Consider the following 25,952-nt stretch of genomic DNA (forward strand, 5'->3'; position numbering starts at 1 on the left):
TGAAGGGTTTTGGTTTTTTCATCCGCCAAGCATGGTGCTTCCCAGGCGAACGGGATTATCATCGTTGCTATCGTCACAATCATGCAAAGTGGCCGGTGGATAGATACTTTGGAGTTTGCTCAAGCTTAGCAAGACTTTCCAGAGTTTTATGGTGACATCAATGTAACGGGAATAAATGTTCGAGAATTTTTTGGCCAGTTCATTTTCATCTTTCAGAATGATGCCAAAATCCCTGATTTTATTTCCTGTAAAGGCGAGGTTGAAAATACGCAATACCTCTTTTTGCTGTTCCTCTCGAGTATTGAATATTTTGTCTTCGAGGGCATTTGTTCTCATTTCTTCTGAAAATATCGCTCCGAACCGTTCGGCCAATTGGCTGGTACGACGTTTTCTCGTCAGTACATTGCTGCGCGAAATACCCAAGACTGATAAGGCCAGTTCCATTTTTCTGAGTACTTGCTCGTTATCCCACCTGAATTTGGCATTGGCTTCCAGCCAGCCAGCCCATGCCGTTTTAAAGCGGGTGTAAAGAAACCAATGATTAGCCTCGGTGATGCGGGTAAAGTGATCGGTAAGCATTTCAAAGACAGTGTTACCGATTTGATCGTAGTTTTTAACGCCGCTGTAAATGTCTACGAGTGCTGGCAAACCTGCCTCAAGCTGGTTTTTAAGCGCCGTTTTTATGCCTGCTCCGCTGAGACCTTTATTAGCTCCGGATTTTATCCAGTCAAAGAAAACGGGCTGCGCGGCGACCAAAAATTTTTGGGCACCCAGTTGTGCACTGAGCTCGGAAGGTGCAAAATTTCCGGCATTTTTGCCATTATTACGAAGGAATTGGCTCAAGGGGATGAGTAAATTGTTTTCCCGGCCTTCACCATAATTCAGGTTGCTTACCCAGCAAATTTTACCTAACAAATGTGCTGGTATTTCCAGTTGGATGGTGCGATCTGCAAATCGTCGCAGTTCAATGTTTTTATTGAACGGTTCCTGCCAGCCGGGCATGATTACGGTCAATTGGAACGAATATGGATCAGCTTTTTCGTCACAGTTGGTGCAGTTTTTATTCAGGCACACTTCCATCAGCGCATCGCCGGGGAATTTTGGTCGCAACAGCAAGTGTTCAACGATGATAATGCTGTCTTCCACCTCGGGTTTCAGTCCCAGCAGCAAGGCTATACGTTGACGCAGTACAGGCTGGTTTTCTGAAGTTGGCAGTATGTCCAGATAGTTAAAGCTTTTGTTACGATCCCTGCTAATGACAGGGTAGTTTTTTATAAAGGCAATTTTTTGCTTAATCAATGTCGCCTGCGTTACCGGCTTTAACGCCATATTGGAGGAGTAAAGCATCATGGCATAATCAGAGAAACTTTCGGCAAACCGGGCCATCAGGTGATCAAGGAAACGGTTGCGCCGGTCAAGCTGTTCCGGTTCCGATTCGACAAGTTGTTGTAAACGGCCCGTATTAAGTTCGGAACTTAATAGTTCAGTAACGCCTTTGATGAGCGCTTCATCGCGAAGAGTACTAAAAAAATAAGTATGTAACTGGCTTTCATCCAGAGAAAACAGGTTTTTTACATTGGCGATTTGGGCCAGAGTATTTATCAGCAATTGCTCAAAAAATAGTAAGTAACCTTTTAATTGCTTTGCCTGCGCATGTCGTTTCTTGCTTGAAGGTTCACGCAGTCCTTCGAAACCGATGCCGTAATTAAGGGGAAACGTATACTGCACCGGATAGTAGTCTGTTAACGACCGATAACTGCCGACGGGCACTGGGAGGTCGAGTTCTTCGGGTGTCAGATTCCTGATTTTCAGTCGCTCATCCTGACCGCGTAATTGATTAAGGGTATCCTGAACTTCACTGGGTCTGGGAATAAACGGAAGATCATTTTTGTAAAAAATAAACTTTGAATTATCTACGTACAATCTGGGTTGGCAGCGGTCGCTAATTTCCAGTGTCCAGGCCGCACTGGTTTTTTCTTTGGTATTACTGATATCTGCCACACCGGTAACTGCCTGCCCATTTTGGTCGTAGCGGGTGAGTAGCAGGCTTTTTACCGCTAAAACGCCTTTAATTTCGACCAGTCGGTTGATGATGTCGGAAGTACGTAGTTGAGACTTCAGTTGCGAGGCTTCAAGATCGGCCTGTTTAATGAAACCGTGATTAAGTCTGGGACCGTCAAAGGCTTCATCAACCTGCATGCCTTCATCCATTAGTTCTTGCAAAGTGTAAAATTTGATATCGGGATTGAAATAATGTTCTATTTCAAAAAGTACATTCGCCAATACCCACTCAATGTCAGTATCAGGCGCTACTTCAATATCGGCACAAACTGCAACATCTTCTATGCAGACTACAGACAGGTTGTAAAAATCTTCACATAGATTACGGTAGTTATTGATTTGTATTTTGACGGCTTCCAATGTACGCTCAACGGTGGCCATTTTTTTTATAAATAGCTGCGCTACGCCGATAATAAATTCATTTTCAAAATGTGTGATATCAGTAAGATCCCAAGTATCCTTGAAAGTCTGACTGACGTCGGTAACGCCAAAAAGCCTTAAAGGTACATCCTGCAACAGAATTGCCGTAGCATCTTCAAACAGGATTTCTATGGTGGCAAAAAATACCCTGTTCCACTGTTTCCACCTGCGACTTTCTACATCCGGAGCAAGGGTACCTTCTCCCGTTTTATTAAGTAACACCTTGAGTTTGAAAGTTTTTATTTTTCGTAATAACAGGCCATCTTTATCGACATACCCGGATGCCAGGCCCCACGCGCTTGAATCCCAAACAGGAAAGCGAAATTCAGCGGTTATTGCATAGTTTTTGGCATGAATGTTCAGGATAAATGTGTGCTGAATCTTTCGATCGTTTAAATCACCCAGTACAGGGTCGTGATCAAGTTCCAGCAATACGTCGTAAGTTCCCTGAACGGTTACTTTGATTTCTGTATTCTGGGTATCCGGATGTTCAAAGGTTAGTTTGTCTTTTTCGCAGTCGGCATAAAGTGGCACCTCGCACAGACATTTGTTGCAGATTAACCAGGCATTGGCGACTTTGTCCAGGTCAATGAGTATCCGTCGAAAGTCACTGATTGTTAGGGGGTTAACCGTTAGAATATTCCGGGCTGTGTAAAATGCCTGCCGTTCTGGTGTGTGCTTGCTTTCCGGCGGTTCCGCGAGAATATCCTTGATATTCCAGCCGGTACGAAAGCCCAGTTCAGTGATGGCGTAGCAGAGCGCTTCCAGAATGGTAATGCCTGGGTCATGGCTGTTGTAGTCTGTCCACCAATTACTGCCCATTTGCTCAATATACTCAATTCCTTTGCGGCGCAGGAAGAGATAGTCTTCACTGGACTCCAGTTTGGAATTTTTTTCAAGGTTAATGGGATTAGTGGCCATTTTATTCACATTTCATAGGTTGGCATTGACATAACTGATCTTGATCGGCACTTGCCGATTCAGGAATTATCTGAATAGTATGTTTATCGGCCGCTACTGAAACCAGAATTGAAATCGCTGTCGAAGCCTTAAGTTCTTCCAGGTCAGGCCCGTCAATGATAGTACCGTTACTGTTTTCGGTGGGGTGGAATAGCTGAAAATCAGTCACATAGTCTACGTAGTCTTGTTCTTCGACAAAGTCTATTAATGACGATTTGTAAATCTTGCCACCGAAAGTTACCTCTTTCCCGTCTGCAAATGCCCAAGGGGAAAGAAAGCGTACCAATTCCTGTTGCAATAATTGTCGATGCAATGCAGCATCCTTACCGGGTAATAATTTAATTTTAAAATCCACCCGCACTATTTCGAAAATCGGATTGTGTACATGCAATTCCACGAAACAGGAAACCTGTCGCGCCATAAATTTTTTAATCAAATCCAAATCGCCAAGGTTGGTGTTTGGTTTTAGGGGATCAATAGTGTTATGGTTGCTGAGGTTGGGAATAGTGACGATGGTTACATGGCCTGGGGCCAGTTCGTTATGAACACTGCAACCGCCGTTGTCTCCAGGTTTCAGATGCATGTGGTTCAGGCATTTGACTTTGTAAATATGTGGGAATGCTTCAAGAATAAGGTGTTCGTAATCCCAAGTAGAAATTGCCCGGTTTTTGTGACGTAAGCGTTCGCTGACCCGAGTGTAAAATTTTTCACTGGCTTCTTTTGGGCGGCCACCAAAAGCCGGGTAGGGTTGCTCGGTTCCTTTTATGGCAGCCTCAGGAATTACCAGCTTGGAAATACTACCTTTAGCTAATTGCACACTCAGAAAATCGGTGGCATTGTCTTGATTTTTGAAGGTCACCAGAGCAGCTTGCGCGGTGACGGTGATAATTTTGCAAACGGCGTCGGGCAACTTTACCACTACCGCTCTCAACCAGTAGGTATCGGCAGATAAAAACAGGGTGTCATTTTTGCTGGATTCTTTGGGTATGGCGTAGCGAATGATGCCGCTACGGGTAAGTTGCCCGGTGGCATCACTGAGTTCTGTTTTTTTAAAATCCACCCATTCGTTGTTTTTTAGGTAGCTCCACTGCACATGATTTTCAGGTTTTGTCACGGTTGGATTAGCGCTTCCTTCGGCCAACTGGAATAGTAGCGACAAGTTTTGCGGCGGATTGAGATCTTTGATACCGATGTAAAATTCTCCCTCGGCATTCAATACAGGCATCAGCTCAAGCGACGATTTAGTTAAATCGGCGGGCTTGTAGCCGAATGGCGTAAGCCAAAACAATCGGGTGTTTTCTTCCGTTAGCTTGACGCTAGCGGTATAACTTAAAGTAAGCGACTCAATGACCGGCGTGTAAGGTTCAATTGGCGGAGCCTTGGAGAAATGTTCGACGAAGTCTTCTTTGAAGGTATACGGATTTATAGGAACATATTTACCACTATCGTCTTTTTTATAAACCAAATTCCGAAGATCGTCTTTGTCAGAGGGCACAAAAGCAGGATTCTGTGCAACGCGTATTAAATATCGGCTGAGCGTTGGCAGGTAAAGCTTGTGGCCAAAGTCATCTGATAGTGTCATTTTTACAAAGCCGCTGCGATGCTCCAGGGTATAAGGCTGTTGGTCAAAATGAATTTCGGCAGCGTATTCGGCAGATAACAACATTTTATTCGATGGAAAATAAATGTCCGGACGGGCACCGTAAAAAACTTGCACATTAGCGTTTAGGATATTCCAAATGCCGTTTTTAAGCAGTGAAAGGCTAATATTGGGCGCAAATTCGTTAACCCAATCCAGATCAATGTCTCCGCGCCAATTCGGTAGCCCTTTCCAGACTACTCTGAACTGAAACTTGGCATTTTTCTTTTGAAAAAGTTCGTCAGAGCCGACGATTAAATAATCACCTTTTTCCGGCATCGGGCCAAAAGGCTGGAACGGTTTGTCGGGTTTTACTTCACCAAATTGATTGGTGATGCTCAGGTTTTTCAGGCCGGTACCTGTCTCCTCAGGTTTGTTGGTACTAAAATTCTCGTATCCAACAGATACCTCGACCAAACATTGTGCTGTATCCAACATCATTTTTTGCAGTCGGTGTAAGTTTATCTGCCCTGTATTATCTTGCTTTAGCACAGCCTTTAAAGTTGGTAATCCTTCCGGCAGGTCGTCACCATGGATATCCGATTTTAAAGGTACTATTGCTGGTTGACTGCCATCAAACAGTAGCGGGACTTTCACAGTAAAGGAAGGAGTCAAGTTCAGGTTTATGTCAATATTTGCCTTTACCCAACCCTTTTTGCCGGTAAGGAAAAAATCAAAAGCCTGACAGAGCTCTTGTTGTGAGATTTTTTCGCTTCCAGAATTGGTATCAAAACTTAAATTCAGCATGATTTTTCGCTGTCCCTCACTCAAAAGCAGGTAGTGCGATGCAATAGAAAATCCTACCTGAGCCAGATTTTCAGATTCAATTTTTCCGGTAAACGGATGCCATTGTTTAATGGGGGAGGTCAGTTCCGTACCCCGTCCGTCATCGGAATTGGTAACAGGGAAGGCATACAGTTTGTCAGGTGTGTGATTAACTGATTTTAGCGCCACCACCTTGGCGTTGTTGGCTGCGAAATCCTCGTTCAATTGATAAACTACTGCATTGCCTTTACTGTCTTTGCCGGCATTGAATTCGGTACCTGCTTTGAGTAGATGGCTTTGCTGGTGTTTTGCTAATTGCAGAATAAGATGGGCATGATTCGGTTCCGCAGACTTTTCTTTTAACCGTAAAACTTCTTTGTAGTAAAACTCTAAATGCTTGGACGTCAACGTGTTTGCGTGGTCACGGACGAATTCGAACAACCGTAAAAAGGCAAGAAAAAGGGCGTAGTGAGGCTCGTGGTCGTTTTTGCCGGTGAAGGTTTTTTCCAGACTTTTATTGGCTTCGGTAACTACACGGGAATAGGCTTTTATAAACAAATCAAAGATGCCGGTAAACAGGTTGTGACCTGCCGCATAGTTAAGTATTTCTGAGGTATCCGTTAACAGGTCGCCGCCAAAAATTGAGTTATTTTCTTTAATATTCTGGTGAAAGTTTTCCCAGTTGGTAAATTCGGAATGTTGGTACCAATCACTGGAGAAGGCATTCTTGTAAAGCTCCGGGAATTGTCCAATCTTGTCGCCGAGAATGTCCCAATCATAGTCATTGCTGTTTACGTCAATTACCTTATTCGCCGCTTTGAAGTAAGCAATCAGCCGTTCGAATGCCTGCGCAAGTTCCAATTGGATGATATTTTGCAGAATGCTCTTCAAGGCAATATCTTTAGGCAATGCTTCTTTCAACAATTCCAGTTGCCAGGCCAAAGTTCCCAGCACATTGAATGCGTGCCCCAAATTTTTCTTTAAATCCGCATTGTCGACATTTTGGCTGAGCAAACCTTTGAAATACCCGGAAATATTGGTTTTTAAAACATCTACTTTCTGGACTGCTGCTACTGCCAGTATCGCGGAAGGGTCTTGCGCAAAAAATGATCGCCAATCACCTGACACCGTATTCTTTATGTCAAAAAACCGAACATACTTCGCATAACGTTGGGCAAATACCATCCAGTCTGCAGGTTGATGTTCGTCCACTTGCGCATAGCCTGGTTTAAGAGCATCAAGTTGCCGCTGCTCCTGACTCGTACCTTCACGGATAAGTTGGCGGGTATCGATTATTTGTGTGCAATCAGTTGGTGACGTCATAGTTCACACGTTATCAGGTAAAAGATTAACAGTTGTCATGAGGTTGATATCCGTGCCCTCTGATTTATAGAAGGGAAAGACAAAGTTGAACCGTGAGTTAGTGGTTTTTACCCGGTAAATAATCTTTATCAGCACCACGCCATCCAGTTCACTGCTATCGTCCAAATGCACATTTTCCAATTTGATACGTGGTTCGTGATACAGAATGGCGGATTCCACTTTATCGGCCATTAGCGTTTTCATGCGCGTATCCAGGTTTTCGAAAACCAATTCATCCAGATTGCAACCGTATTGCGGCAACATCACTCTTTCGCCACGCGCCGTAGTGAGCAACACTTCAAGACTGGAGGCAATATCGGCTTCTTCTTCCAGCATATCTACACCGGCGCTGCTTTGATTAAATGTTGGCGGAAAAGACCAGCCGCGACCAAGAAAGGTAAGGTTCATAAGGTTATATCCCTTTAGTCAATTAATTTAGCCACCAATCAGCACCGTTGGTGCTCCGGGCGGTAATATTGCTCCACCACCCGCAGTTGGGTCAGCAATTCTGGCAGCAGGCATTCCACCTATAATTACCGTTGCTGAACCTTTTACAATGGCATCAACGCCACAACTGTCGCCCAAACGCGCTGCCGGGAGTCCAGCTATTAATACCGTCGGGGCACCAGGCGGAATAATGGGTGTTGGAACGCCTTGTGTTGCCGTGCTAACAATCATATCGGTTACGCGTGCTGCTGGAGGCATGTTATAAGGTATTAATTTATATTAGTTAATTTGCACCATGCCACCTTTAATCACGGTGGTGGCACTACCTTTTATCGTTGTGTTGGCACCGGAAATTTCGGCACTGGAAGTTCCTTCAGCCTTGAAGGCGGTTTGGGCTTTTATATCCGTATTCTTGCCTTCAATTTTAATATCTTTAGCAGCTTTCAGGATCAGGTCTTTACTGCTTTCGATCTTGATGCCACTGTCATCAAGGGTGATTTTGTTGCCGTTCTGGTCTTCAAGTACAATGCCTTTGTCTTCGTCTGAAATTGTTATTTTGTTACCACCCGGTGTTTCCAATGCGATGATTTTTTTTTCGTCATCGAAAGTTAATTTGATTTTTTCGCGGCTGACATAGCCTTTTCGGTGATTGTCGTCTTTGGCAGGTTCGGGCGCGGGTTTGGCACTGCTATGACACATTCCCAAAACTACGGGGTAGCGGGGATCATCGTTAAGAAATCCGACGACGACTTCATCATCAATTTCGGGGCGAAAAAAAGTACCGCGTTCTTTGCCGGCATCCAATGTGGCAAGACGCGCCCAGATACCTTCATCCTCAGTACTTATCAACGGCAATTTCACTTTAATACGGTCTTCGCCGTCGGGGTCATTTTCCAGAACAGTCACAATACCCATTTGCAAACCGCTGATTGCCGGAATCAGTCCTGCGGCTGGCAAAGGCCGTAGATTAAAGGTTTCAGCAAATAATTCGGTGCTTAAACCAAACTGGATATCGGTTTCCCAGTTGCCGTTGGCGAAGCTATGGCGTAATCCGGAAACATACAGCTTGCCTTCAAAGCGTTCGCCAATACCGGTTACTTCAATAATGTTGCCGGGTAATACACCCGCAAAACCCTGAAATTTAACCCGGCCGCGCACTTTCGCCAGTCGCTCTTTCAGCAAGAGACCGTCAGCCCAAGCCTGTAATTCAGGTTGGCTCAATTTTCCGCCATGTCTGATAACATGGGGGTCGCCACCAATAACGTCGGCAAGACTATCGGCTGAAAGGTTACCGTTGCCGGTTGTTGCTGGTTCTTTGGCATCTACTGTTACCAAGTCCTGATCTGTGGCGTTCCAACTGCTGGCTTGGATGCCTTTGCTTTGCCAGCGCGCATCACAATCCGCATCCAGTTCGAGTAAGGTCGCGCCGTAACGAACGCTAACTACCGGTTTTTCTGCTGTAGCGGGTGGGGCTGCTGCAATTTTTCCGTCTTCAACCATCACCACAAATCCGTTGGCTTCGGCACGGCATAACAGAAAATCCCAATCACTGGCATCGTATTGCACAACCTCTTTGAGATTAGGCGTTGTAGCGGTTATCTCTTTTTTCAATCCGTACAAGTCGATAATTTCTTCCATAATGTCGCTGTCCTTCTTGTCCGTATAGTAGCGATTGTTTGCACCGCTGGTCATTTTTACCGCCTCATCGCGACATTCTATAATGAGCTGACTGCCGTTTTTGCGTATTTTTATGCTGTGTTTAATGATGATGCCTTTAAAAACAGCATCATTTTTTGAGCGATAACCGAGTTGAATTTCAATTTTTTTACCCGGGATAAAATGAGCCGTATTGCTCGCAGCAAAAGTTGCCTTGGCAGCTTCTCCATCCTGTAATTCAATTATTGCGGTTGGAATCCTGTTTAATTCGCGGGTAACACAAATGGCTTGCACCTGAAATTCACCGGAGATTTCTGTTCCTTCTATCAGAATAGCCACCGTACAAACATCTGGTGTTGCCGGGGTTGGAATAGTGGATTCGTTGCTCATAATTATCAGGGTGTTTTTGCCAGCGGTGGAAAAACAAGTTTTGTTCCTGGCGTCAGCAATCGGAAATTACCCAAGCTATTGACTGCAGCTACTTGCAAATAATATTTGGGATCTCCGTAAATCCGGTAACACATTAACGGTAAAGTATCGCCCGATTTTACTGTTCGTAAATGGGTCAGGTCGGGTGATGTTTTATCCTCTTTGGCGATACGTTTTTTTTCTTCGATACTGCCTTTAAATTTGACTTTGGCTATCGCACGTATTGGCTGTCCGTTAGGATCGAATAATTTATAAGTGATCCCCAGTTCGATAGCCCTGCCTTTGAATATGAGATTTCCCCATACCAATTTAAGATGATAAGGTTCATGTGACGATCCCTGATAACCAATCAACATCTGCCGAAAGTGGTTTACATCATCAAAAATACCCTCTTTTTTGGGTTTGCCATCGATAATGCCGGTGTTATCAAACAAAAACTCAAAGCTAAGTTCTTCCGGCATGGCGTATTCAAATTTTAACTGTTTGCTGCTGGTACCTTGACCCTGTTCATTGGCCGTTTTAACTTTGTAATCGAGTGTATAGGTTTCAGGATTGATGAGCGCCTCAAACTTGTCTTTGGCATCTGACTGACCGCCATCCTCAGCGGCAACGGAAGTCTCGTAAGCCAGGATAAGCATTTTTTCCAGTTTACCGGCCATCATCGCTCCTTTTTATTTTGTAATATTTGCAATACTTTTTCGACGCACTCGGCTATGACGGCTTCTTTATCGTCATTACCATCGCTTTCGCCAGCAAGAACTTGTTGTCCGCCCGCCTGCTGTCCACTTGGTGAGGTATTAACCGATACGTGAACATGTAATTCTTTTATCTCGATAGGCATTGATTATTTAAAAGCTTGTTAAAAAGGACTCAAGAGCATCGACTACTGAACCGTAAAATAGCGATAGGTTAGTTCCAGCGTTTCGATGACCACAGCACTTTCATTGGCATTCAAATCACTGACCAACCATTTTTTAGGTATGGCGTGTGCTATTTTCCAGGTTCGTAACGGCTCGCTTTTTTCATTCATCAAAATCACGTTCACATCTGCCGGTTCAAATTTACGGTCACGGAAGGCATCAAGAAACCAGTTCAGTACTTTCGAGTCCGTTAACATGCCACGTTTTAATACCAGGTCGGCATATTTAGTTCGTACCGGCAACTTGTGCTCGAAGCGGTTTTCTCCGCCTTCCTTAAAACTTTCGTAATCGTATTCAACCGACAGGCCTGACACAGACTGAAAGCGCACGTCGTTTTTGTCCGTACTAATGCCAAATTCCACCTTGTAATAGAAACCTAGCGGTGGGTAGTAATCAATCATTAGTTGATCCGTTCTCAGACTTTCATCAATTTCAAGCCTTCATGAGCAATCTCGATGCTTTCAACGGCAATTTCGTTGGCATCCGATTTAAGGTCGGGAGCCGTGACCTTAACCGGAAAACATCGGGTTGCGGTCCAGGCCGCGACCGGTACATGTTTCTCGTTGAGTAGTCGAATAGTCAAGTCTCGCCTGCCGTTGACCCGTTCATTGGCAATTTCTTCCAGCCAGGTGTTGTAGTCAAAATCACCTTCAAATTTACCGCGTTTTAACGTGATATTACTGTTTTTAGCCATGCCGGGCATGGCAATTTTATTAAAGTCTTTACTATCGCTATGTCGGTATTCGATTTTTTCTCTTTCCATCACCAGACCGGTTACTTCAGTAAAGCTGATTTTTGTGCCGCCCCAGTCGACCTGGAAATGAAAGCGGGGAATTGGATATTCTTGTGCCATGATAATGATCCTTTTTATTGAGTGATTGATAGAGTCTTATCGTATTTTCTTTTATGATTCAGCCATTTTGTGCGAGAACCTGAGAATGATAAATTCAGCGGGACGTACAACCGCCATGCCGATTTCAATAATCATGCGACCTTCAAGAATATCCAGGGAAGTCATAGTCTTGCCCAAGCCTACTGCGACATAAAAGGCATGTTCCGGTTTAACGCCTTGCAAAGCACCTTGACGCCACAGTACCGTGAGAAAGTTTTCGATCATGGCTTGTACTCTCACCCAGGTATTGGCATCGTTGGGTTCAAATACAAATTGTTCGGTCGCTTTTTTGACAGACTCTTCAACAAAATTAAAAAAGCGCCGTACACTGACATAACGCCATTCGTTATCATTGCCGGCAAGAGTTCTGGCACCCCAGACGAGAGTGCCTTTACCAATGAAAGGACGAATGGCATTGACGGATTTTCCTGCCAAGGTATCGACATTTAAATCACCCTGGAATTGGCTGGAAATTTGTAGAGTGGGCTGTTTAACGGCTGCCAGACTGACATTGGCAGGTGCTTTCCAAACGCCGCGACTGCCGTCAATAGCTGCGTAGACGCCGGCAATAAAGCTACTGGGGGGCAGTATCACACCGGAATTAAGCGTTTTATCCAGTATTGAATTATAAAGTGCGTTGCTTTTATTTTTAACTTTGCTCATCTGGGTAAACGAGAAATCACCTTTAGCCAATAATTTATCAGAAGCTGCGGCCATTGCTGTTTTAGCGGTATCCAGGGCTGCCTGGGCAGCGTCAAGAGCTGTTTGAACGGTTGCCAAATCAGTAACTTTTGCTTTCAGCCAATCATCTACCGCTTTATTTAATGCGGTGGCTGTTGTCGTGACATTTTGAATAGAGGAATCAACATTTTCTTTGCCAACCGCTTGGTATATTGCTTCTTTAATCGCATCGACATCGGTAACAATACCTTTTAGTTTATCAGTAACGGCTTTTATCTGATCAGCGATCAATTTAATCTTGTTGGTTTTACTAAAATCTGCCAATTTGCTGCTATTGTCGTCCTCCGCAGCAATCAGGCTGCTATAGGCGGTTTGCGCTGCAGTTGCTTCAGTTGCTGTATTCAGTTTTACTCCGTTTTCGGTATAAACTCTGACAAAACTAATGTTGGTACTATTGCTATCCACCAATCGATACGAAAATGCCGATTCTACAAAAGGATAATAAGCAGCACCATATTTGGCTTCCGCTACGATCGATGGCACAGCGTTCCTGAAAAAAGTGGTAATGTCGGCATTGGATTTATATTTATCAGAAACATCCAATACCGTAAATCGATCCTGTAATTCAGCGCTTTGTTTGATGGCTCCGGTAGCCCACTGTCCGTATTGCGAATCACTCAGAAGCACGGCTTCAGGGCTGATCAGCAAGGTGACTTCATCGACCATACGGGCAGCAGACAAGCCTTTTAAAATGCTGTTGATGTCAGCTTTACCATCTGAAAATGAGCCAACGGAAATGATGTAACAAGCTCCGCCTCCATTTGCATAAAAGGCTTGCATGGAATGATAAAGAATAAAAGCTGGCGATGGCTTTTCTTCAATATCGATCTGGTACGCACCCGTATTGGTATTTAAATCGACATCAACCCTGAATCTTTCTGCATTTGAGAAACCAAATAAATTTTCATATTCAAGTAAGGACGTTATGCGGGTTGGTTTTAGGGTTAAATCAGTTTTACCTTCAGCAGCTGTTTCTGTGTACCCTATAAAAGCAGGTATCGCAGTTTCTACAGGTGCTATTGACGGAGGAAATTTGGTGATTTCCTCAATGTAGACTCCGGGGGTTTTATAAGCTGTTGCCATGTTATTCACCATTTAGTATTTTGACAGTGATGATGTTATACAAAAGTTTCCGAAACAAGGCGGGAGCTTTTTGTACCGTTTTTATCCGCTTTTACCCAACCTTCCGAGAGTTTGTCATTAGTGTCGGCATTTCTAAAATGGGTTAATCAAAGCCGATTGAGCTCTATTTAAGGCGCAGTGCTCGTTTTTTATTAACTTTCTGAGTTTGTAGTGTTAATGCGGTATAGTTAAAAAGAGCCGTGTTTTTATCAACACATTAAATCTTGCATGTTGTCAGTTATATCCGATGTTCCTGGCTAATCAGGACAGTATCCTAGCCGACTAGCGGTTTTTTGTGATAAATGTCCCTGACAATATCAGTAATACCGCTGCTTTCATTTTGTATGGCATTGAATTTAAGATCCAACATTCGTAGCATATACAAAACAAAGGGATATTGCTTTCCCCCTAACGTACCCCATAAGTGGTTCACTTCTTCCATCGTTGGAGAATATAAATCAAAGATGAGTTTAAAAGCGTCCAATTGATCAAGTGGATTGTCGGGTCTATGTTTGCTGATAGAGAGTGAATCAACATTATCCTGAGTAAAGACGTTTTTAAATTGAAAAAAACGAATAGCTCTTGATAGTACCAGTAGTGCATTGGTGTAATTACTGTGAGTTGCGGTAATTAAAATCTGAAAGTTAAGAAAAACCGGAGGGTTTTCATAAATGATACTGTGCGTAATATTATTACGCAGGTAATTAGGAACATTTTTTAGCGTTTTTTCTTCCCTGATATTGACCATGGACAAGACAAGCTTTTCTCTGGAATCGCCATTGGCAGTAAAACCTTCGGCAAGATTACCCAACTCTACTTTTGTAGGGTCGCCGAGTAAATAAGTATCGGCAAAATGCTTATCCATTTCGTTTATTATAATAGTCAGCGCGTGAGATATCATAATGGCTATTGAGGGTCAATTGACTCAGTGGATCAACAAGTGAGTAAATGACATGACACCAGTAAATCAGGGCCTGTGACTAATTGACTATCAGAACTGGTCATATTGGGTTCGCCTTTAAAAAGTGTTGCTGATGGTTAACGGCTACTATGAGTATTAGTGGCTATTATGGGCGTTTTTTAATTTATAACATTTAAAAAATTACCTGTAAACAATAATATTTCCAAAATGGAAAAATAAACGAACGTATTCACTGGATGAAACTGAACGGCTTGAATTAACTGTCTGTTTCCTTATTCTGGCAGGGAACCACTAAAACTTGGGCAAAGCCACCGCCGGGCGTACGAAAATTGGTGGTTTGTCCCTGATATAAGCGGGCGCTTACCAATTGTGTTTGACCTTTATAAACGTAATGGCGTAGATCAAGTTTGAAATCGACGATTTTATTTTCTATTTCCAATTGTCGCTCGCTGGGTTGCACCAGCGTCTGTGCAACATAGTCACCTTGCAAAATTTCACCAAATACCCGCTTGGTCAGTTTATCGCCACGGTAGGCGGCTTTGCTGCCGTAACCTTTGGCGGGTTTAAAAAACAGCTGCTTGCGATCAGCCCATAAATTATCGGCATCATCAGGATTGACAGGCGTTGTATGGGCGATGCCCTTAAGCAGTATGTTTCTGGTTTTTGCGTCAACACCGATATCTATCAATGCGGCTTCGTCTGTGAGAATGACCAGATTTCTTTTGTTGGCATAAAGCGCATGGGCTCTTGGCGTTGGGGTTATCACCACCGCTTCTGTCAGGTAGGCTTCAAGTAAAGACTTATGCGCGGGCGCTTCCAGGCCAAAATCTGTCAATCGATTGTAGACAAGGTCGATACGTTGATTGCCGTGCCAAAGTGCCTGGTCGTGATAAACAAGTTCAGAAGGGTCGCAGATAACAGCAATGAAATTATGCTGTTCAAACAGTTTTTTGAATAAAATAAACTCCGGCAGCATATATTGGCTTTGTGGATTTTCATCGACTATAGCGATTGAACGTAACGGTAGTTGGCCTCGTTCGGCTTGCCACTCGTCAAGAAACATTTCAATAAATGCTTGTTCTGGATCAGTGATGATCAATGCCTTTGTTATTGGCGGTGGTAATTGGTCACCGGCCAGATCACAACAGACTTTTTGGGTACGCGCGACAATAGCATTGAGCAAAGCGCCGCCAGCATTGGTATTAATTTCAATCAATTGCGGCCCTTTGGGGCTTAGATGGAAGTCATAACCAAAAAATACACTGTGCGCTTTGGGAATAAATTTGGCCGCATCAGGTGCGTAAGCAAGGACTCGTTGCTGATAAGCCGGCAAAGCGATAACGCTTTCTACCGCAACAATAATTTCCTGTTGTTTTTTTAGGCAGGTATCGGTAACAAATACGGCAGATTCAGCGAAGAGGTTAGGGCGATCTTCAATGATCATTTGGTACAGGTTATTATCGTCCTGATGCTGTGATAATTCCGTACGTATTACTTCCCGATTAAGCGACATACAGTGGCATTGGCTGTTAAGTTGCCTGGCCTTTTGTTCGCATTGTTGATCAGTGGCTATAGGTAAGTAACCTAAATTGGATGAGAGAGTCATTAAAATTTTATTTATTGCTGATAAATATCCGGGCTTTGTCGGATTTAGGGATTATATAAAGCCGGTAATGGCAGATTAAGTGGTCGGTTGTGCATATTAAGACGATTAATGACTGAACAAGGGATAGATTATACCCATTAGTTATTTTTATGAGTCAAATAAGCAGAGGGTGCGGGATATTTTTTAAAATATAAGTTATATGACCTGTTTTTTTATTAAACTGTGTTATATGACACAGTTTAATAAAAAAATTTCATTGGCTTTTAATTAAAAACCAGTAAAATCAAGTGGTTAATATTTTGGCATCAATCATGCTTTTACTTTTGTATATTTTGTTACTTAATTGTATGGCAGAGGTGAAAAATGAATCAGCAATTAGCACAGACAACCGTAAAAAAAACCAATAATGGCGCTTTGTTATTAGGAACCGGTTTAGTTGTTGCATCCATGATTTTAGTGCCGGCCCTCGCGGTTAGGCTGGGCTTGGGCGCTAGTTTGACAGGGGCTTTAAGAATTGCCTTGATGAAAGCCTCAAGTAAAGCCGTCAGTTGTGCGACTGATGATTCTAAAGTTGCATAATAAAATGCCTCCTGGTTATGCTGATGACTACAGTGAGTCAAAATAGTAATCGGGAATTAAAACGTTAAGCCATGAACTTGAGTGAGATTAATTCGATGTTAATCCACTGGTGAGTTGTTTGATTTAATCCGGGATGGTTTAACGACTTAATTTTTATAGTCTATACTTTGTAAGTAAATTCTCACTTGACCAGAAAAGTCGGGATAGTGAGTGCTTAAGTATTATTGTAAACCCCAGAGTTACCCAATCTTATAATATGGTAAGTGTTTACCGCCAATAAAGCTTTGTTTCAACAGCTTTCATAAAACTGATTTTCCCCCGGCAAGGCTTATGTAATAATCAATAAGTCGTTAAAGATAAACTGCTGACTATTGTGATAAACTGCATACTTTGCTAATATAACAATCAGCCCAAATATAATAGTTGATTATAATGACTGATACTAAAAAAGAGTGTGATCTTTGCGGATTGCCCGTCGAAATATCCGGCTTTACATTAAAAACCAAAGAAGGCGATAAAGCGTTTTGTTGCGAAGGGTGTAAAGGTATTTATCAATTGTTAAATGAAGATCAGCTTCTGCCTGAATCCGATCAAGATTAATCATTCGTCAGCGTTAAAATTATTAAGGAAAAATGCAATATGAAGCACGCGCACGTTAAAGCAGCCAGTTCTGTTGCTAAAGAGGTTGTTAAAGGGTCAATTGTTTCATCTACAGTGCATACGGGGAGTAGGCTAATGGGTAATGTTGCTAAACATCCGGTTCTGGTTTTTGGCTTAGGTTTAGTCGCCGGTTATCTGGTCTATAAATACAGAAAAGAAATCGTTTCCAGTACTACCCGAGCGGTAGATGCCGGTAAAGATTTTGTCTTACAACAAAAAGAAAATCTTGAAGATATTGTCGCTGAAAGCAAAGAATAATCAGTAGACTCTTTATTAAAGTGATTTGCTGCAAATAATATACCAGGCTTGCCGGTTTTTTAAGTCATTTACTGCGTTGCCCTGCATCCTTGCAGTCGTTGTAAATAAACAAAAAAGCCTTCGCCACTTGGATATATTAATTTCTGGATATCACCTAAAGTTGGCTCATTTGCTATAGCATGAGTAACTTCATTAACGGGTGCCTTGTCTCCATAAAGACAGGGCACCCGTTTTGTTTTTTCAGGGGCTTATTTAATTATGTCTATCCAAAAAGAATTTGTGCTGCGTTATAACCTGGATGGGCATGTACGCTTTGAAATACCCGCCCGGATTTGTAATGATGATGTTGCTAAAGCGGTAACGGATGGTATTTCTGAAATAGACGGTGTGTACCGCGTTAATCTTTATCGCGGCCAGCAAAAATTATCGATTCGTTTTAATGAAACTGTTTGTGATTTTAAAACGCTGGCCAGGCAGTTGTTTGACTTACTGGCTGATCTGGAAACAAAGGGTGCCTTAAAACCAAAACCGGTTTCAACATCGGCCCGTTGGAAAGAAAAAGCCAAAGCCAAAATAAATAATTTTAAAGTGACACGTTGGGCCAAAGAAAAATTTGGCGCTGCAAAAGAGACGGTTCAGGCAGCCAAAGTGATTACCCGGTTGGGTATGAAAAAACCGAATGCTTTCATGCAAGATCCGGAAAAAGCCGTTATTTCTTTTTTGAACGACATTCTGGTGCTTTTCCTTATAAAACTGCATTGGAACGATATTACTCAAAATTGGCTTTTAAAGCCCCTCAAGTACCGTTATGAATGGATGGCCCTATTTTATCTATTCTTTCTGCTGGTTCGTTCACGTAAGCAAAAGTAGACATAAAAGTGCAAGGCAAACTGGCTAAAAATCAGGTTTTTTGCCTTGCAGGATTAAATTTGTGTTGTTAATAAGCTCATGAATATTTTCATTCGTTACTTTCCCCGGCATATTTCCTAAAATTCTTTCTATGGATATACAAACTGCTAGTCCAAAAAATTTCCAACTGGTTCATCAATTAAACAGACGTATCAGAATACTATCACCGGTCTTGAAGAATGATCAGGAACGTAGTTATATTTTTGAAATTCTTTTAAAAAAACGGCCTGAAATAAAAAAAATTCGCTCGGTTTGTGCTTTGGGTTCTGTTGTTATCGAGTTTGATTCGGCCAGTTTGCCAAAAAAGAATTTACTTGTTTTACTGGATGCCGTACTGGGTAATATGACCAGAAAAAAGGCTGATCAGCACCGTCAGAGAAAATCGGTCTTTGATGGGCCGATACAGGAAGTTGATCTTGCCATTGAAGGGATGACCTGTGCTTCCTGTGCCTTACTAATCGAAATGGTGTTAACGCGTGATTCGCGAATCAAGCGAGCCAGTGTTAATTTTGGCACTTCAACGCTGACAGTTTATGGACAGTTAACCAAGGATGATGTCAGCGCCAAAGTAGCGACCCTGGGTTATAAAACCTATGCGATGGATACCTTATCCCAACGCAAAAAACTGATTGAAAAGGAACAGCAGCGGATTGTTATGGCCAAACGCCGTTTTATCTGGTCTGGACTGTTGAGTTTACCGGTAGTCGTGGTTGGCATGAGTATGCCGACAGCGCGCTGGTTACACTGGTTGCAGTTTGTGCTGACAACGCCTGTGGTTTTTTGGTCGGGCGGAACCTTTTTCGCAAAAGCCTGGCGCTTGGCAAAACAGCGCACAGCCAATATGGATACCTTAATTGTACTGGGGGTGGGTTCGGCTTATGGCTATAGTTTACCGGCCTTATTCAGACGTAGCGGCTATATCTACTTTGAAGCTGCAGCAGCCATTATCACGTTTGTCTTGCTGGGGCGCTTTTTAGAGGAGCGTGCCAAAGGCAAGGCGGGTGAAGCAATACGTAAGCTGGTTGATTTACAACCGCAAACAGCAACGCTCATTCGTGACGGGCAAGAAATGGTTATTGCCGTTGATGATTGTGTTATTGGTGATGTGTTACTGGTTCGTCCCGGCGAAAAAATTCCTACGGATGGTGTCGTTATTCAGGGTGTATCGACGGTCGATGAAGCCATGGTAACGGGAGAAAGTTTGCCGGTCGTTAAAGACATCGGTCATCAGGTGATTGGTGGTTGTATTAACGGTAGTGGGGCGCTGCGTATTCGCGTTACAGCAGTGGGTATGGATACCGTACTGGCGGGAATAGTGCACATGGTTGAGCAGGCTCAAGCAACCAAGTTACCGATTCAAAAACAGGTGGATAAAATTTCTGCCGTATTTGTACCTGCTGTAATGGTGTTGTCAGGTTTAACCCTGGTTGGTTGGTTATTGGTAGGTGCGCCATTTGGTTTTGCCTTTGGTAATGCCATCACGGTATTATTGATAGCCTGTCCTTGTGCGCTTGGCTTGGCAACGCCTGCGGCGATTATGGTGGGGGCAGGTCAAGCTGCAAGCGTAGGTATTTATATCCGTAATGGCGAAAGTCTGGAAACAGCAGCAAAGCTTGATGTCGTCGTTTTTGATAAAACCGGAACGATTACGGAAGGCAAGCCCAAGGTGACTGATTTATTTAAATTGTCCCGGCTTAGCGAAGAAAAACTAATCCGCTTGGCGGCTTCTGCAGAAAATAATTCAGAACATTTTTTGGGCAAGGCGATAGTGGCTTATGCTAAAGAACAGTCGATTGAGCAGCAGGAATGTACGCATTTTTACAGTGAAACCGGGCGGGGAATTGAAGCGGAAATAGATGGTAAAAAGCTGTTGTTGGGTAATAAAGTCTGGTTGTTGGAGAATGACATTGATGTGGATGGTTTGTTGTCAGCCGCCAATGATTTTTCAGGACAGGGAAAAACACCGGTATTGATGGCAATCAACGGCAAGGCCGCCGCTGTGTTTGGTATTGCCGACAAGCCCAGGCCGCAGGCAATACAGGCCATTCAACATCTGAAAAAACTGGGTATACAGACGCTGATGGTAACCGGTGATACTGAAAAAACAGCACATTATATTGCTGCTATTGTTGGTATTGAAACGGTTATTGCCAATGCGACTCCGGAACAAAAATTGGCCATCATTCATCAGTTTCAAAAGGAAGGCAAAAAAGTCGGCATGATTGGTGACGGTATTAATGATGCGCCCGCATTGGCGGCGGCTAATGTCGGTTTTGCCATCGGTACGGGGACCGATGTTGCCATTGAGTCGGCAGATATGACGCTGGTGCATGGAGACATTACCAAAGTGACCGATGCTATTCAGTTAAGCACCGATACCATTAAGATTATTAAGCAAAACCTGTTCTGGGCTTTTGGTTATAACGTTATCGCGATACCGGTTGCTGCTATGGGTAAACTTAATCCAATGATAGCGTCTGCCGCAATGGCTTTAAGTTCGGTATCGGTTATTGTTAATTCATTACGATTAAGTAAAAAGCAGGATTAAAAATGGATCATTCAACAATGGATATGGGTATGCAGCATGTGGTTGCTGTTGCCGGTGGCTTTGATTACGGCCTGGCCTTTATGGCGGGTGTGTTGGGGAGCGGGCATTGCTTGGGCATGTGCGGTGCTCTGGTGTCAGGCTACTTTATGAACACCGGGCCTTCAAAAAGTTATTTGCCGTATTTTGTTTATCAAATTGCCAGAATATTTGTTTACACCATGGTTGGATTTGCGGCCGCTGCACTTGGCTTCGTTCTGGTTTCCAGCGGTGTGTTTGGTAAAGTGCAAAGCATTTTGCAGATGTTTATTGGTACTGTGGTGATTATTCTTGCTTTGGGTATTTTAGGTTGGATTCCTTTTCAGGGCTCGGTCAGATTACTGCCAATGAATTTGCTGCGCAAAGGTTATGCACAGTCAAGAACCAAAGGGCCGTTAGTGGGAGCGACCATTGCCGGTTTATTAAATGGTTTAATGCCGTGTCCATTAACTTTTGCCATGGCGGTTAAAGCAACCTCAGCCACTACCATCATGGAAGGCGGCTTGTTAATGCTGACTTTTGGAGCCGGTACACTGCCTACCATGCTGTTTGTCAGCATGGCGTTTGGAAAAATGAGCGCCCATTTTAGAGGTTTGATGTTGAAATCTGCCGCCTTTATTATGATTATAATGGGCTGTAATACCATTTACATGGGCATGTCATTTTATGTTGCCGACAGTTTCCAGCAACATAATTTCATTTTCGACATTAAAAATGAAATTGATGCGGTTATTTTGTTTCTTGGACAAATGGTTGATTACTATTCAGGGATGATAAAAAATATTCAGGACAGGTAAAAGATTAATGCGACAAGTTGATTTTGTTGCACTGGTAGATGCGGCAGAAAATCTGGAAACAATGAGCCTGGCTACGCGGATGAGCCAGTTAGTGGGGTTGCCTGTTGAAAAGGCGATGACGGCATTACCCGGACCTTGGGCGGACATTGTTGCCGGCATTACCAAAATGGCCTTAAAAAAAGCCTTGGACAGCGCCTTATTTTCGCTGAGAGCAATGCCCGGTGAGCCTGCGAATAAAACCCATCAGGTGCTTGCCGGCCTTAGTGGTGCTTTGGGCGGTTCATTTGGCATTGCTGCCCTGGCAATCGAGTTGCCGATATCGGCAACCATTATGATGCGTTCGATTGCTGACATAGCGCGTAGCCAAGGTGAGGACCTTGACGAACTGGATACCAGAATGGCCTGTCTTAGCGTATTTGCTTTAAGTGGCGGCGGTTCAGGAGCGGAATCTGCAGACACCGGTTATTATGCCATGCGTTCTTTTTTAACCAAGGCGTTAAACGATACCGCCAATCACGTTGCCGCGCTTGGTCTCTCACAAGAAGGTGCGCCGGCGTTGGTTAAGTTACTCAGCGCGGTATCTACCCGTTTTAGTCTGCCGGTTTCACAAAAACTGGTTGTGCAGGCCATACCTGCAATTGGTTTGATAGGCGGTGCATCGGTTAATTTATTGTTTATTAATCATTACCAGAAAATGGCTAAAGCCCATTTTACGGTGCGCCGGTTGGAGCGACGTTACGGGGAGGCATTAATCAAACACGCTTATACCGAAATTGTTATCAGTATTGCTGAAAATAAAAGCAACGTTGCTCTGAATAAAATTGATTGAAAATCGAATGGTTAAGTTGGAAAAATAACTCGCTACAGGATTTATTTTAAAACATCATCATCTTCAGGATTGGCCTCGTCTTCTGCAAGCAGGTCTTTAAACGCTTCTTTTTGCCGCAATATAAAATCTTTGCTTTGTTCGGCGGTTTTGCCGGTGATCGAAATAATTTCTTTTCGGTATTTATGCGTCAAATAACCTGCTGTTATACCCAAACCCAACATGACCAGGGGATGTTTTGACAAAGTCGCCATAACTCCTTTACCGGTTTGTATAATAGTTGAGGCGGCTATGGTTGTTCCGACACCGGTAACGATACCATTAAACATCACATCGCCTTTAGAGGGCTGATTGGCCTCTATTTTCTTCTCATTGTTACGTGGCTCTTTATTGTTGGAATCCACTTTTGTAGAGATTTTATTCATCGAATATCCTCGGTTTTAAGTCTGATTTTATTGCCACGTTAATTAAGCTACGAATTGTCTCTTATACTCGGCGTATTCTGTCGTTGCGGCTCTGTTTGTATTAAATTAGCACCTAATATACAGCCTGGATGTATTCAACTGAAACTAATTATTTATTAATATTACCTCGGTCAACACTCTAAAATATTCACTCTTTTCAGATCCCTGTCCTGTATTAAAAATGACGAATCTTTAATGGTTCACAACAGGTTCATAACAACGTGGTATTAATGTTTTTAAGCCATTTATTTCTGGTATAACGCTGGCGGAGAGAGCTTAAGTAGTCATGATAAATGTCCACTTGGTGCCGTATCTGTTTAGCAGCATTGGTTATCCGTGCTAATCTGTTTTGGCTTACCCGATTTTATCAGCTTTTCTAAAAACACTATAAAGGAACTCTATCTATGAAAGTATTTGCAACTATGGCGGCCATTATGGCCATTGCGGCGATCCCCGAGATGGCCATGAGTGCATCCCAAGCCGATAACATGGGATTAACGCCGACGGATACAGTGGTTGAGCAACGTTCGGCGGTCGGAACGGCCCGTATTGCTGATCCTGTCGTCAACGTAGCGCCTGTGGCCGGTCAGATGCCTGATCTGGTGAATACGCTGGTTCAGCAACTGGGCATTACACCCGAGCAGGCGGCAGGAGGGGCGGGTTCCATTTTTTCCATAGCCAAGCAGAGTATGAATTCGACAGATTTTGCCAAGATCAGCAATGCCGTGCCGGAAATGGATCAATTGCTGGCAGCGACTCCGACACAGACAGCTCCCACTTCGAAAATGACGGGCCTTATGGGATTGGCCTCAAACGCCTTGGGCCGCTCCGGTGGTTCGCTGGGCAATCTGGCTTCGCTGACGGGATCGTTTAAAAGTCTGGGCCTGAATTCAGGCATGATCAGCCAGTTTATTCCTGTTATTTTGCAGTCCGTTCAGAGTCAGGGCGGATCTAACACCATGAGTATGCTACAAAGCGCGTTGACGCGCTAATTGGGTTAAGAAAATGTTTGGGATATTGATACGCTTTCTGGCAGCCCTGATTCTGGTCTTTGTTACCTGGAATCCTACGGGTTGGTCTTTCATTCACTGGCTGATGCAGACCCTGCCTCAGGTGACAGCCTTGCTGGTATTTGCCGGTGTGGTATTGATGATTTGCTGGTTCCTCTTTTTAAATGCGACCCTTCAGTCGCTAGGTCTGCGGGGACTTATTTTAGCCCTGGCCTTTTTTGGTTCGCTCGCCTGGCTTATTTTCGATATGGGTTGGTTGGCGCCCGGCCAAGAGGTGATTAGCTACGTGGTCTTAGTGATTATTGCCGCTATCCTGGCTGTCGGTATGGCCTGGTCACACATCTGGCGTCGGCTTTCAGGTCAAGTTGAAGTGGCGGATGATTAAGGTCGTGACTGACAAATAAACCGCATCGCAGACACTGTGTCAGAGTATGCCACACTCGAAACCAGGAATTTCAGTAAATTATTGTTATTTTGCCAGATCAAATTCTTCAGTTGAGTAAATCTATCGTATGTAAGATCATTGCCGGTCTAATCAGGCAATACAACTGGCCATTAATGAGAACTGTGTGAATTATTTAAGAAAACTCCCCGCTATTTTTTCCCGTAATGCTTTTGTGCTGCTGTGCTGGGGGATTTGGCTTGGTTTGCATGGCTCAAATTTAATCCTTTCCGTAAATTTGAGTTTAGTTCCGATGTTCGCTGCTGCCCTCGTAATTTTTTGTGCAATGATAGGCTGCATATTTACGGTTAACCATTATGCGGATCAACTTGCAGAACTGCTGGACGAGCCATTTGGCACATTGCTATTAACGTTATCTGTCGCCATCATTGAGGTTAGTTTAATGTTGGTAGTTATATTTGAGGGCGATAAAAATCCAAGTATGCTGCGTGATACTGTTTACGCAACACTGATGATTATGCTTAATGGCATGATAGGATTGTCACTGGTCGCAGGTGGTTGGCGTCATTTTGAACAAACGTTTAATTTGCGCGGTGCAATGTCCTTTTTACATCTCATTGTACCTTTGGTATTGATTCTGTTAGTTATGCCTAACAGTACTCTTAGCACTGGTGGCCCAACACTCTCTCCGGTACAGGAGATTTTTATGGGTGGCCTGTGTATTTTGGTGTATGTACTGTTTTTAGTCATGCAAACTACTCGTCATAAGGCATTGTTTGTTCATCAACATGTTGATAATGAACATCTTTATATTTCTGTGCCGCCACAGCATTCCTCCTCTTATAAGCGGCGCATTGCTATTGCGGGTGCCGCGCTGGGTTTGGTTGTCGCCATTGTGCCTGTGGTGTTACTGGCTGAATATCTGGGTGATGTGATTAATCATGGTATCGAGGTTCTTCACGCACCGGTTGATCTTGCGGCTTTAATTATCGCCTCCTTGGTGCTGGCACCTGAAGGACTGAGTGCCTACCGCGCTGCCACGGCTAACCATATGCAAAAAGCGATGAATATTTGCCTGGGTTCGGCATTATCAACGATTGCTTTAACAGTACCCTGTATGTTGTTGGTTGCCGGATTGCAAAATATAGATTTAAACCTGGGCGTCATCGGCGGCAGTAGTACTTTGCTTTATGCCACGCTTTTGACGACGCTGATTACTTTGAGCTCTGAACGCACGACGATGTTACAGGGCAATGTGCATTTAATGATATTTTTAAGTTATTTGTTTTTTATTTTTTATCCTTAAAAAATTCTTATTGCTCGAAGGACGGACAAACTTCTGAGCTAATTACCCCGACTTTTCTGGTATTTGGAAGTTGGATCTTAATTGTGTTATGGGCAAGAATTTTCCTTATCTGTTGTATCGATTTCACCAACACTTTTTGCAAGTACAGTTTTAACTACTTTTGAGCTTCCATGAAGGATGCCCGCTTTTTCATAGTAAAATTTCACGGCCACCA

At 43.4% G+C, this 25,952-nt stretch carries 23 protein-coding genes; 10 read left to right on the forward strand and 13 right to left on the reverse strand.

What is annotated here, in order from left to right; all coding sequences use genetic code 11:
* Nucleotides 1-18: 18 nt before the first annotated feature.
* From N7974_RS07655 to N7974_RS07710, 12 genes are all read right to left on the reverse strand, one after another.
* Nucleotides 19-3,402, reverse strand: a complete 3,384-nt coding sequence (locus N7974_RS07655) for a hypothetical protein (RefSeq protein WP_262965039.1) — start codon at nucleotides 3,400-3,402, stop codon at nucleotides 19-21.
* A 1-nt stretch (nucleotide 3,403) separates the two neighbouring features.
* Nucleotides 3,404-7,168, reverse strand: coding sequence for a baseplate J/gp47 family protein (locus N7974_RS07660; protein ID WP_262965040.1), 3,765 nt, complete (start codon nucleotides 7,166-7,168; stop codon nucleotides 3,404-3,406).
* 3 nt (nucleotides 7,169-7,171) lie between these two features.
* Nucleotides 7,172-7,615: a GPW/gp25 family protein gene (locus tag N7974_RS07665; RefSeq protein ID WP_262965041.1), complete on the reverse strand. Its 444-nt coding sequence runs from the start codon at nucleotides 7,613-7,615 to the stop codon at nucleotides 7,172-7,174.
* Nucleotides 7,616-7,642: 27 nt separating this feature from the next.
* Nucleotides 7,643-7,912 carry a PAAR domain-containing protein gene (locus N7974_RS07670; RefSeq protein WP_262965042.1) on the reverse strand — a complete coding sequence of 90 codons (270 nt, stop codon included), beginning with the start codon at nucleotides 7,910-7,912 and terminating at the stop codon, nucleotides 7,643-7,645.
* A 21-nt stretch (nucleotides 7,913-7,933) separates the two neighbouring features.
* On the reverse strand, nucleotides 7,934-9,700 hold the full coding sequence (gene vgrG, locus N7974_RS07675; protein ID WP_262965043.1) for a type VI secretion system tip protein VgrG: 1,767 nt from the start codon (nucleotides 9,698-9,700) through the stop codon (nucleotides 7,934-7,936).
* 5 nt (nucleotides 9,701-9,705) lie between these two features.
* Nucleotides 9,706-10,401: a CIS tube protein gene (locus N7974_RS07680; protein ID WP_262965044.1), complete on the reverse strand. Its 696-nt coding sequence runs from the start codon at nucleotides 10,399-10,401 to the stop codon at nucleotides 9,706-9,708.
* Nucleotides 10,398-10,580 carry a DUF5908 family protein gene (locus N7974_RS07685; RefSeq protein WP_262965045.1) on the reverse strand — a complete coding sequence of 61 codons (183 nt, stop codon included), beginning with the start codon at nucleotides 10,578-10,580 and terminating at the stop codon, nucleotides 10,398-10,400. Before N7974_RS07685 ends, N7974_RS07680 begins: the two co-directional genes overlap by 4 nt.
* 42 nt (nucleotides 10,581-10,622) lie before the next feature.
* The gene (locus tag N7974_RS07690; protein WP_262965046.1) at nucleotides 10,623-11,060 is read right to left on the reverse strand and encodes a phage tail protein; all 438 of its coding nucleotides are present in this window, start codon (nucleotides 11,058-11,060) and stop codon (nucleotides 10,623-10,625) included.
* A 14-nt stretch (nucleotides 11,061-11,074) separates the two neighbouring features.
* On the reverse strand, nucleotides 11,075-11,512 hold the full coding sequence (locus tag N7974_RS07695; RefSeq protein ID WP_262965047.1) for a phage tail protein: 438 nt from the start codon (nucleotides 11,510-11,512) through the stop codon (nucleotides 11,075-11,077).
* A gap of 51 nt (nucleotides 11,513-11,563) precedes the next feature.
* Nucleotides 11,564-13,375, reverse strand: a complete 1,812-nt coding sequence (locus N7974_RS07700; protein WP_262965048.1) for a phage tail sheath family protein — start codon at nucleotides 13,373-13,375, stop codon at nucleotides 11,564-11,566.
* Nucleotides 13,376-13,688: 313 nt separating this feature from the next.
* Nucleotides 13,689-14,279, reverse strand: a complete 591-nt coding sequence (locus tag N7974_RS07705) for a DUF4255 domain-containing protein (RefSeq protein WP_262965049.1) — start codon at nucleotides 14,277-14,279, stop codon at nucleotides 13,689-13,691.
* Nucleotides 14,280-14,592: 313 nt separating this feature from the next.
* Nucleotides 14,593-15,942 (reverse strand): hypothetical protein, encoded by a 1,350-nt coding sequence (locus N7974_RS07710; protein ID WP_262965050.1) that lies wholly within the window; start codon nucleotides 15,940-15,942, stop codon nucleotides 14,593-14,595.
* Nucleotides 15,943-16,305: 363 nt separating this feature from the next.
* Here N7974_RS07710 and N7974_RS07715 point away from each other — a divergent pair, with 363 nt between their 5' ends.
* The 7 genes from N7974_RS07715 (at nucleotide 16,306) to N7974_RS07745 (ending at nucleotide 22,558) form a co-directional block, all read left to right on the forward strand.
* Nucleotides 16,306-16,521, forward strand: coding sequence for a hypothetical protein (locus N7974_RS07715; RefSeq protein WP_262965051.1), 216 nt, complete (start codon nucleotides 16,306-16,308; stop codon nucleotides 16,519-16,521).
* Nucleotides 16,522-16,953: 432 nt separating this feature from the next.
* Complete coding sequence (locus N7974_RS07720) at nucleotides 16,954-17,121, forward strand: heavy metal translocating P-type ATPase metal-binding domain-containing protein (protein WP_262965052.1); 168 nt, start codon at nucleotides 16,954-16,956, stop codon at nucleotides 17,119-17,121.
* Nucleotides 17,122-17,160: 39 nt separating this feature from the next.
* Nucleotides 17,161-17,439 (forward strand): hypothetical protein, encoded by a 279-nt coding sequence (locus N7974_RS07725; RefSeq protein WP_243220138.1) that lies wholly within the window; start codon nucleotides 17,161-17,163, stop codon nucleotides 17,437-17,439.
* Nucleotides 17,440-17,697: 258 nt separating this feature from the next.
* Nucleotides 17,698-18,309, forward strand: coding sequence for a hypothetical protein (locus N7974_RS07730; protein WP_262965053.1), 612 nt, complete (start codon nucleotides 17,698-17,700; stop codon nucleotides 18,307-18,309).
* Between the two features lie 130 nt (nucleotides 18,310-18,439).
* Nucleotides 18,440-20,896 (forward strand): heavy metal translocating P-type ATPase, encoded by a 2,457-nt coding sequence (locus tag N7974_RS07735; protein ID WP_262965054.1) that lies wholly within the window; start codon nucleotides 18,440-18,442, stop codon nucleotides 20,894-20,896.
* 2 nt (nucleotides 20,897-20,898) lie between these two features.
* Entirely contained in the window at nucleotides 20,899-21,729 is an 831-nt protein-coding gene (locus tag N7974_RS07740) for a sulfite exporter TauE/SafE family protein (protein WP_262965055.1), read from the forward strand.
* 7 nt (nucleotides 21,730-21,736) lie between these two features.
* On the forward strand, nucleotides 21,737-22,558 hold the full coding sequence (locus tag N7974_RS07745; protein ID WP_262965056.1) for an EcsC family protein: 822 nt from the start codon (nucleotides 21,737-21,739) through the stop codon (nucleotides 22,556-22,558).
* A gap of 41 nt (nucleotides 22,559-22,599) precedes the next feature.
* Here the strand turns inward: N7974_RS07745 and N7974_RS07750 are convergent, their stop codons facing one another.
* The gene (locus tag N7974_RS07750; protein WP_262965057.1) at nucleotides 22,600-22,980 is read right to left on the reverse strand and encodes a hypothetical protein; all 381 of its coding nucleotides are present in this window, start codon (nucleotides 22,978-22,980) and stop codon (nucleotides 22,600-22,602) included.
* 503 nt (nucleotides 22,981-23,483) lie between these two features.
* Here N7974_RS07750 and N7974_RS07755 point away from each other — a divergent pair.
* The 3 genes from N7974_RS07755 (at nucleotide 23,484) to N7974_RS07765 (ending at nucleotide 25,738) form a co-directional block, all read left to right on the forward strand.
* Nucleotides 23,484-24,011, forward strand: a complete 528-nt coding sequence (locus tag N7974_RS07755) for a DUF2780 domain-containing protein (protein WP_262965058.1) — start codon at nucleotides 23,484-23,486, stop codon at nucleotides 24,009-24,011.
* A 13-nt stretch (nucleotides 24,012-24,024) separates the two neighbouring features.
* Entirely contained in the window at nucleotides 24,025-24,414 is a 390-nt protein-coding gene (locus tag N7974_RS07760) for a DUF6524 family protein (protein WP_262965059.1), read from the forward strand.
* Between the two features lie 184 nt (nucleotides 24,415-24,598).
* Entirely contained in the window at nucleotides 24,599-25,738 is a 1,140-nt protein-coding gene (locus N7974_RS07765; protein WP_262965060.1) for a calcium:proton antiporter, read from the forward strand.
* Nucleotides 25,739-25,952 lie beyond the last annotated feature (214 nt).

The organism is Methylobacter psychrophilus, assembly GCF_025583945.1.
Taxonomy (GTDB): domain Bacteria; phylum Pseudomonadota; class Gammaproteobacteria; order Methylococcales; family Methylomonadaceae; genus Methylobacter_C; species Methylobacter_C psychrophilus.

Excerpts from the sequence above, each read along its gene's own strand:
- N7974_RS07655 (WP_262965039.1), bottom strand. The coding sequence starts at position 3,402 with ATGGCCACTAATCCCATTAACCTTGAAAAAAATTCCAAACTGGAGTCC.
- N7974_RS07670 (WP_262965042.1), bottom strand. The coding sequence starts at position 7,912 with ATGCCTCCAGCAGCACGCGTAACCGATATGATTGTTAGCACGGCAACA.
- N7974_RS07665 (WP_262965041.1), bottom strand. The coding sequence starts at position 7,615 with ATGAACCTTACCTTTCTTGGTCGCGGCTGGTCTTTTCCGCCAACATTT.
- N7974_RS07705 (WP_262965049.1), bottom strand. The coding sequence starts at position 14,279 with ATGGATAAGCATTTTGCCGATACTTATTTACTCGGCGACCCTACAAAA.
- N7974_RS07745 (WP_262965056.1), top strand. The coding sequence starts at position 21,737 with ATGCGACAAGTTGATTTTGTTGCACTGGTAGATGCGGCAGAAAATCTG.
- N7974_RS07700 (WP_262965048.1), bottom strand. The coding sequence starts at position 13,375 with ATGGCAACAGCTTATAAAACCCCCGGAGTCTACATTGAGGAAATCACC.
- N7974_RS07715 (WP_262965051.1), top strand. The coding sequence starts at position 16,306 with ATGAATCAGCAATTAGCACAGACAACCGTAAAAAAAACCAATAATGGC.
- N7974_RS07740 (WP_262965055.1), top strand. The coding sequence starts at position 20,899 with ATGGATCATTCAACAATGGATATGGGTATGCAGCATGTGGTTGCTGTT.
- N7974_RS07755 (WP_262965058.1), top strand. The coding sequence starts at position 23,484 with ATGAGTGCATCCCAAGCCGATAACATGGGATTAACGCCGACGGATACA.
- N7974_RS07690 (WP_262965046.1), bottom strand. The coding sequence starts at position 11,060 with ATGATTGATTACTACCCACCGCTAGGTTTCTATTACAAGGTGGAATTT.
- N7974_RS07750 (WP_262965057.1), bottom strand. The coding sequence starts at position 22,980 with ATGAATAAAATCTCTACAAAAGTGGATTCCAACAATAAAGAGCCACGT.
- N7974_RS07730 (WP_262965053.1), top strand. The coding sequence starts at position 17,698 with ATGTCTATCCAAAAAGAATTTGTGCTGCGTTATAACCTGGATGGGCAT.
- N7974_RS07695 (WP_262965047.1), bottom strand. The coding sequence starts at position 11,512 with ATGGCACAAGAATATCCAATTCCCCGCTTTCATTTCCAGGTCGACTGG.
- N7974_RS07710 (WP_262965050.1), bottom strand. The coding sequence starts at position 15,942 with ATGACTCTCTCATCCAATTTAGGTTACTTACCTATAGCCACTGATCAA.
- N7974_RS07685 (WP_262965045.1), bottom strand. The coding sequence starts at position 10,580 with ATGCCTATCGAGATAAAAGAATTACATGTTCACGTATCGGTTAATACC.
- N7974_RS07720 (WP_262965052.1), top strand. The coding sequence starts at position 16,954 with ATGACTGATACTAAAAAAGAGTGTGATCTTTGCGGATTGCCCGTCGAA.
- N7974_RS07725 (WP_243220138.1), top strand. The coding sequence starts at position 17,161 with ATGAAGCACGCGCACGTTAAAGCAGCCAGTTCTGTTGCTAAAGAGGTT.
- N7974_RS07760 (WP_262965059.1), top strand. The coding sequence starts at position 24,025 with ATGTTTGGGATATTGATACGCTTTCTGGCAGCCCTGATTCTGGTCTTT.
- N7974_RS07660 (WP_262965040.1), bottom strand. The coding sequence starts at position 7,168 with ATGACGTCACCAACTGATTGCACACAAATAATCGATACCCGCCAACTT.
- vgrG (WP_262965043.1), bottom strand. The coding sequence starts at position 9,700 with ATGAGCAACGAATCCACTATTCCAACCCCGGCAACACCAGATGTTTGT.
- N7974_RS07680 (WP_262965044.1), bottom strand. The coding sequence starts at position 10,401 with ATGATGGCCGGTAAACTGGAAAAAATGCTTATCCTGGCTTACGAGACT.
- N7974_RS07735 (WP_262965054.1), top strand. The coding sequence starts at position 18,440 with ATGGATATACAAACTGCTAGTCCAAAAAATTTCCAACTGGTTCATCAA.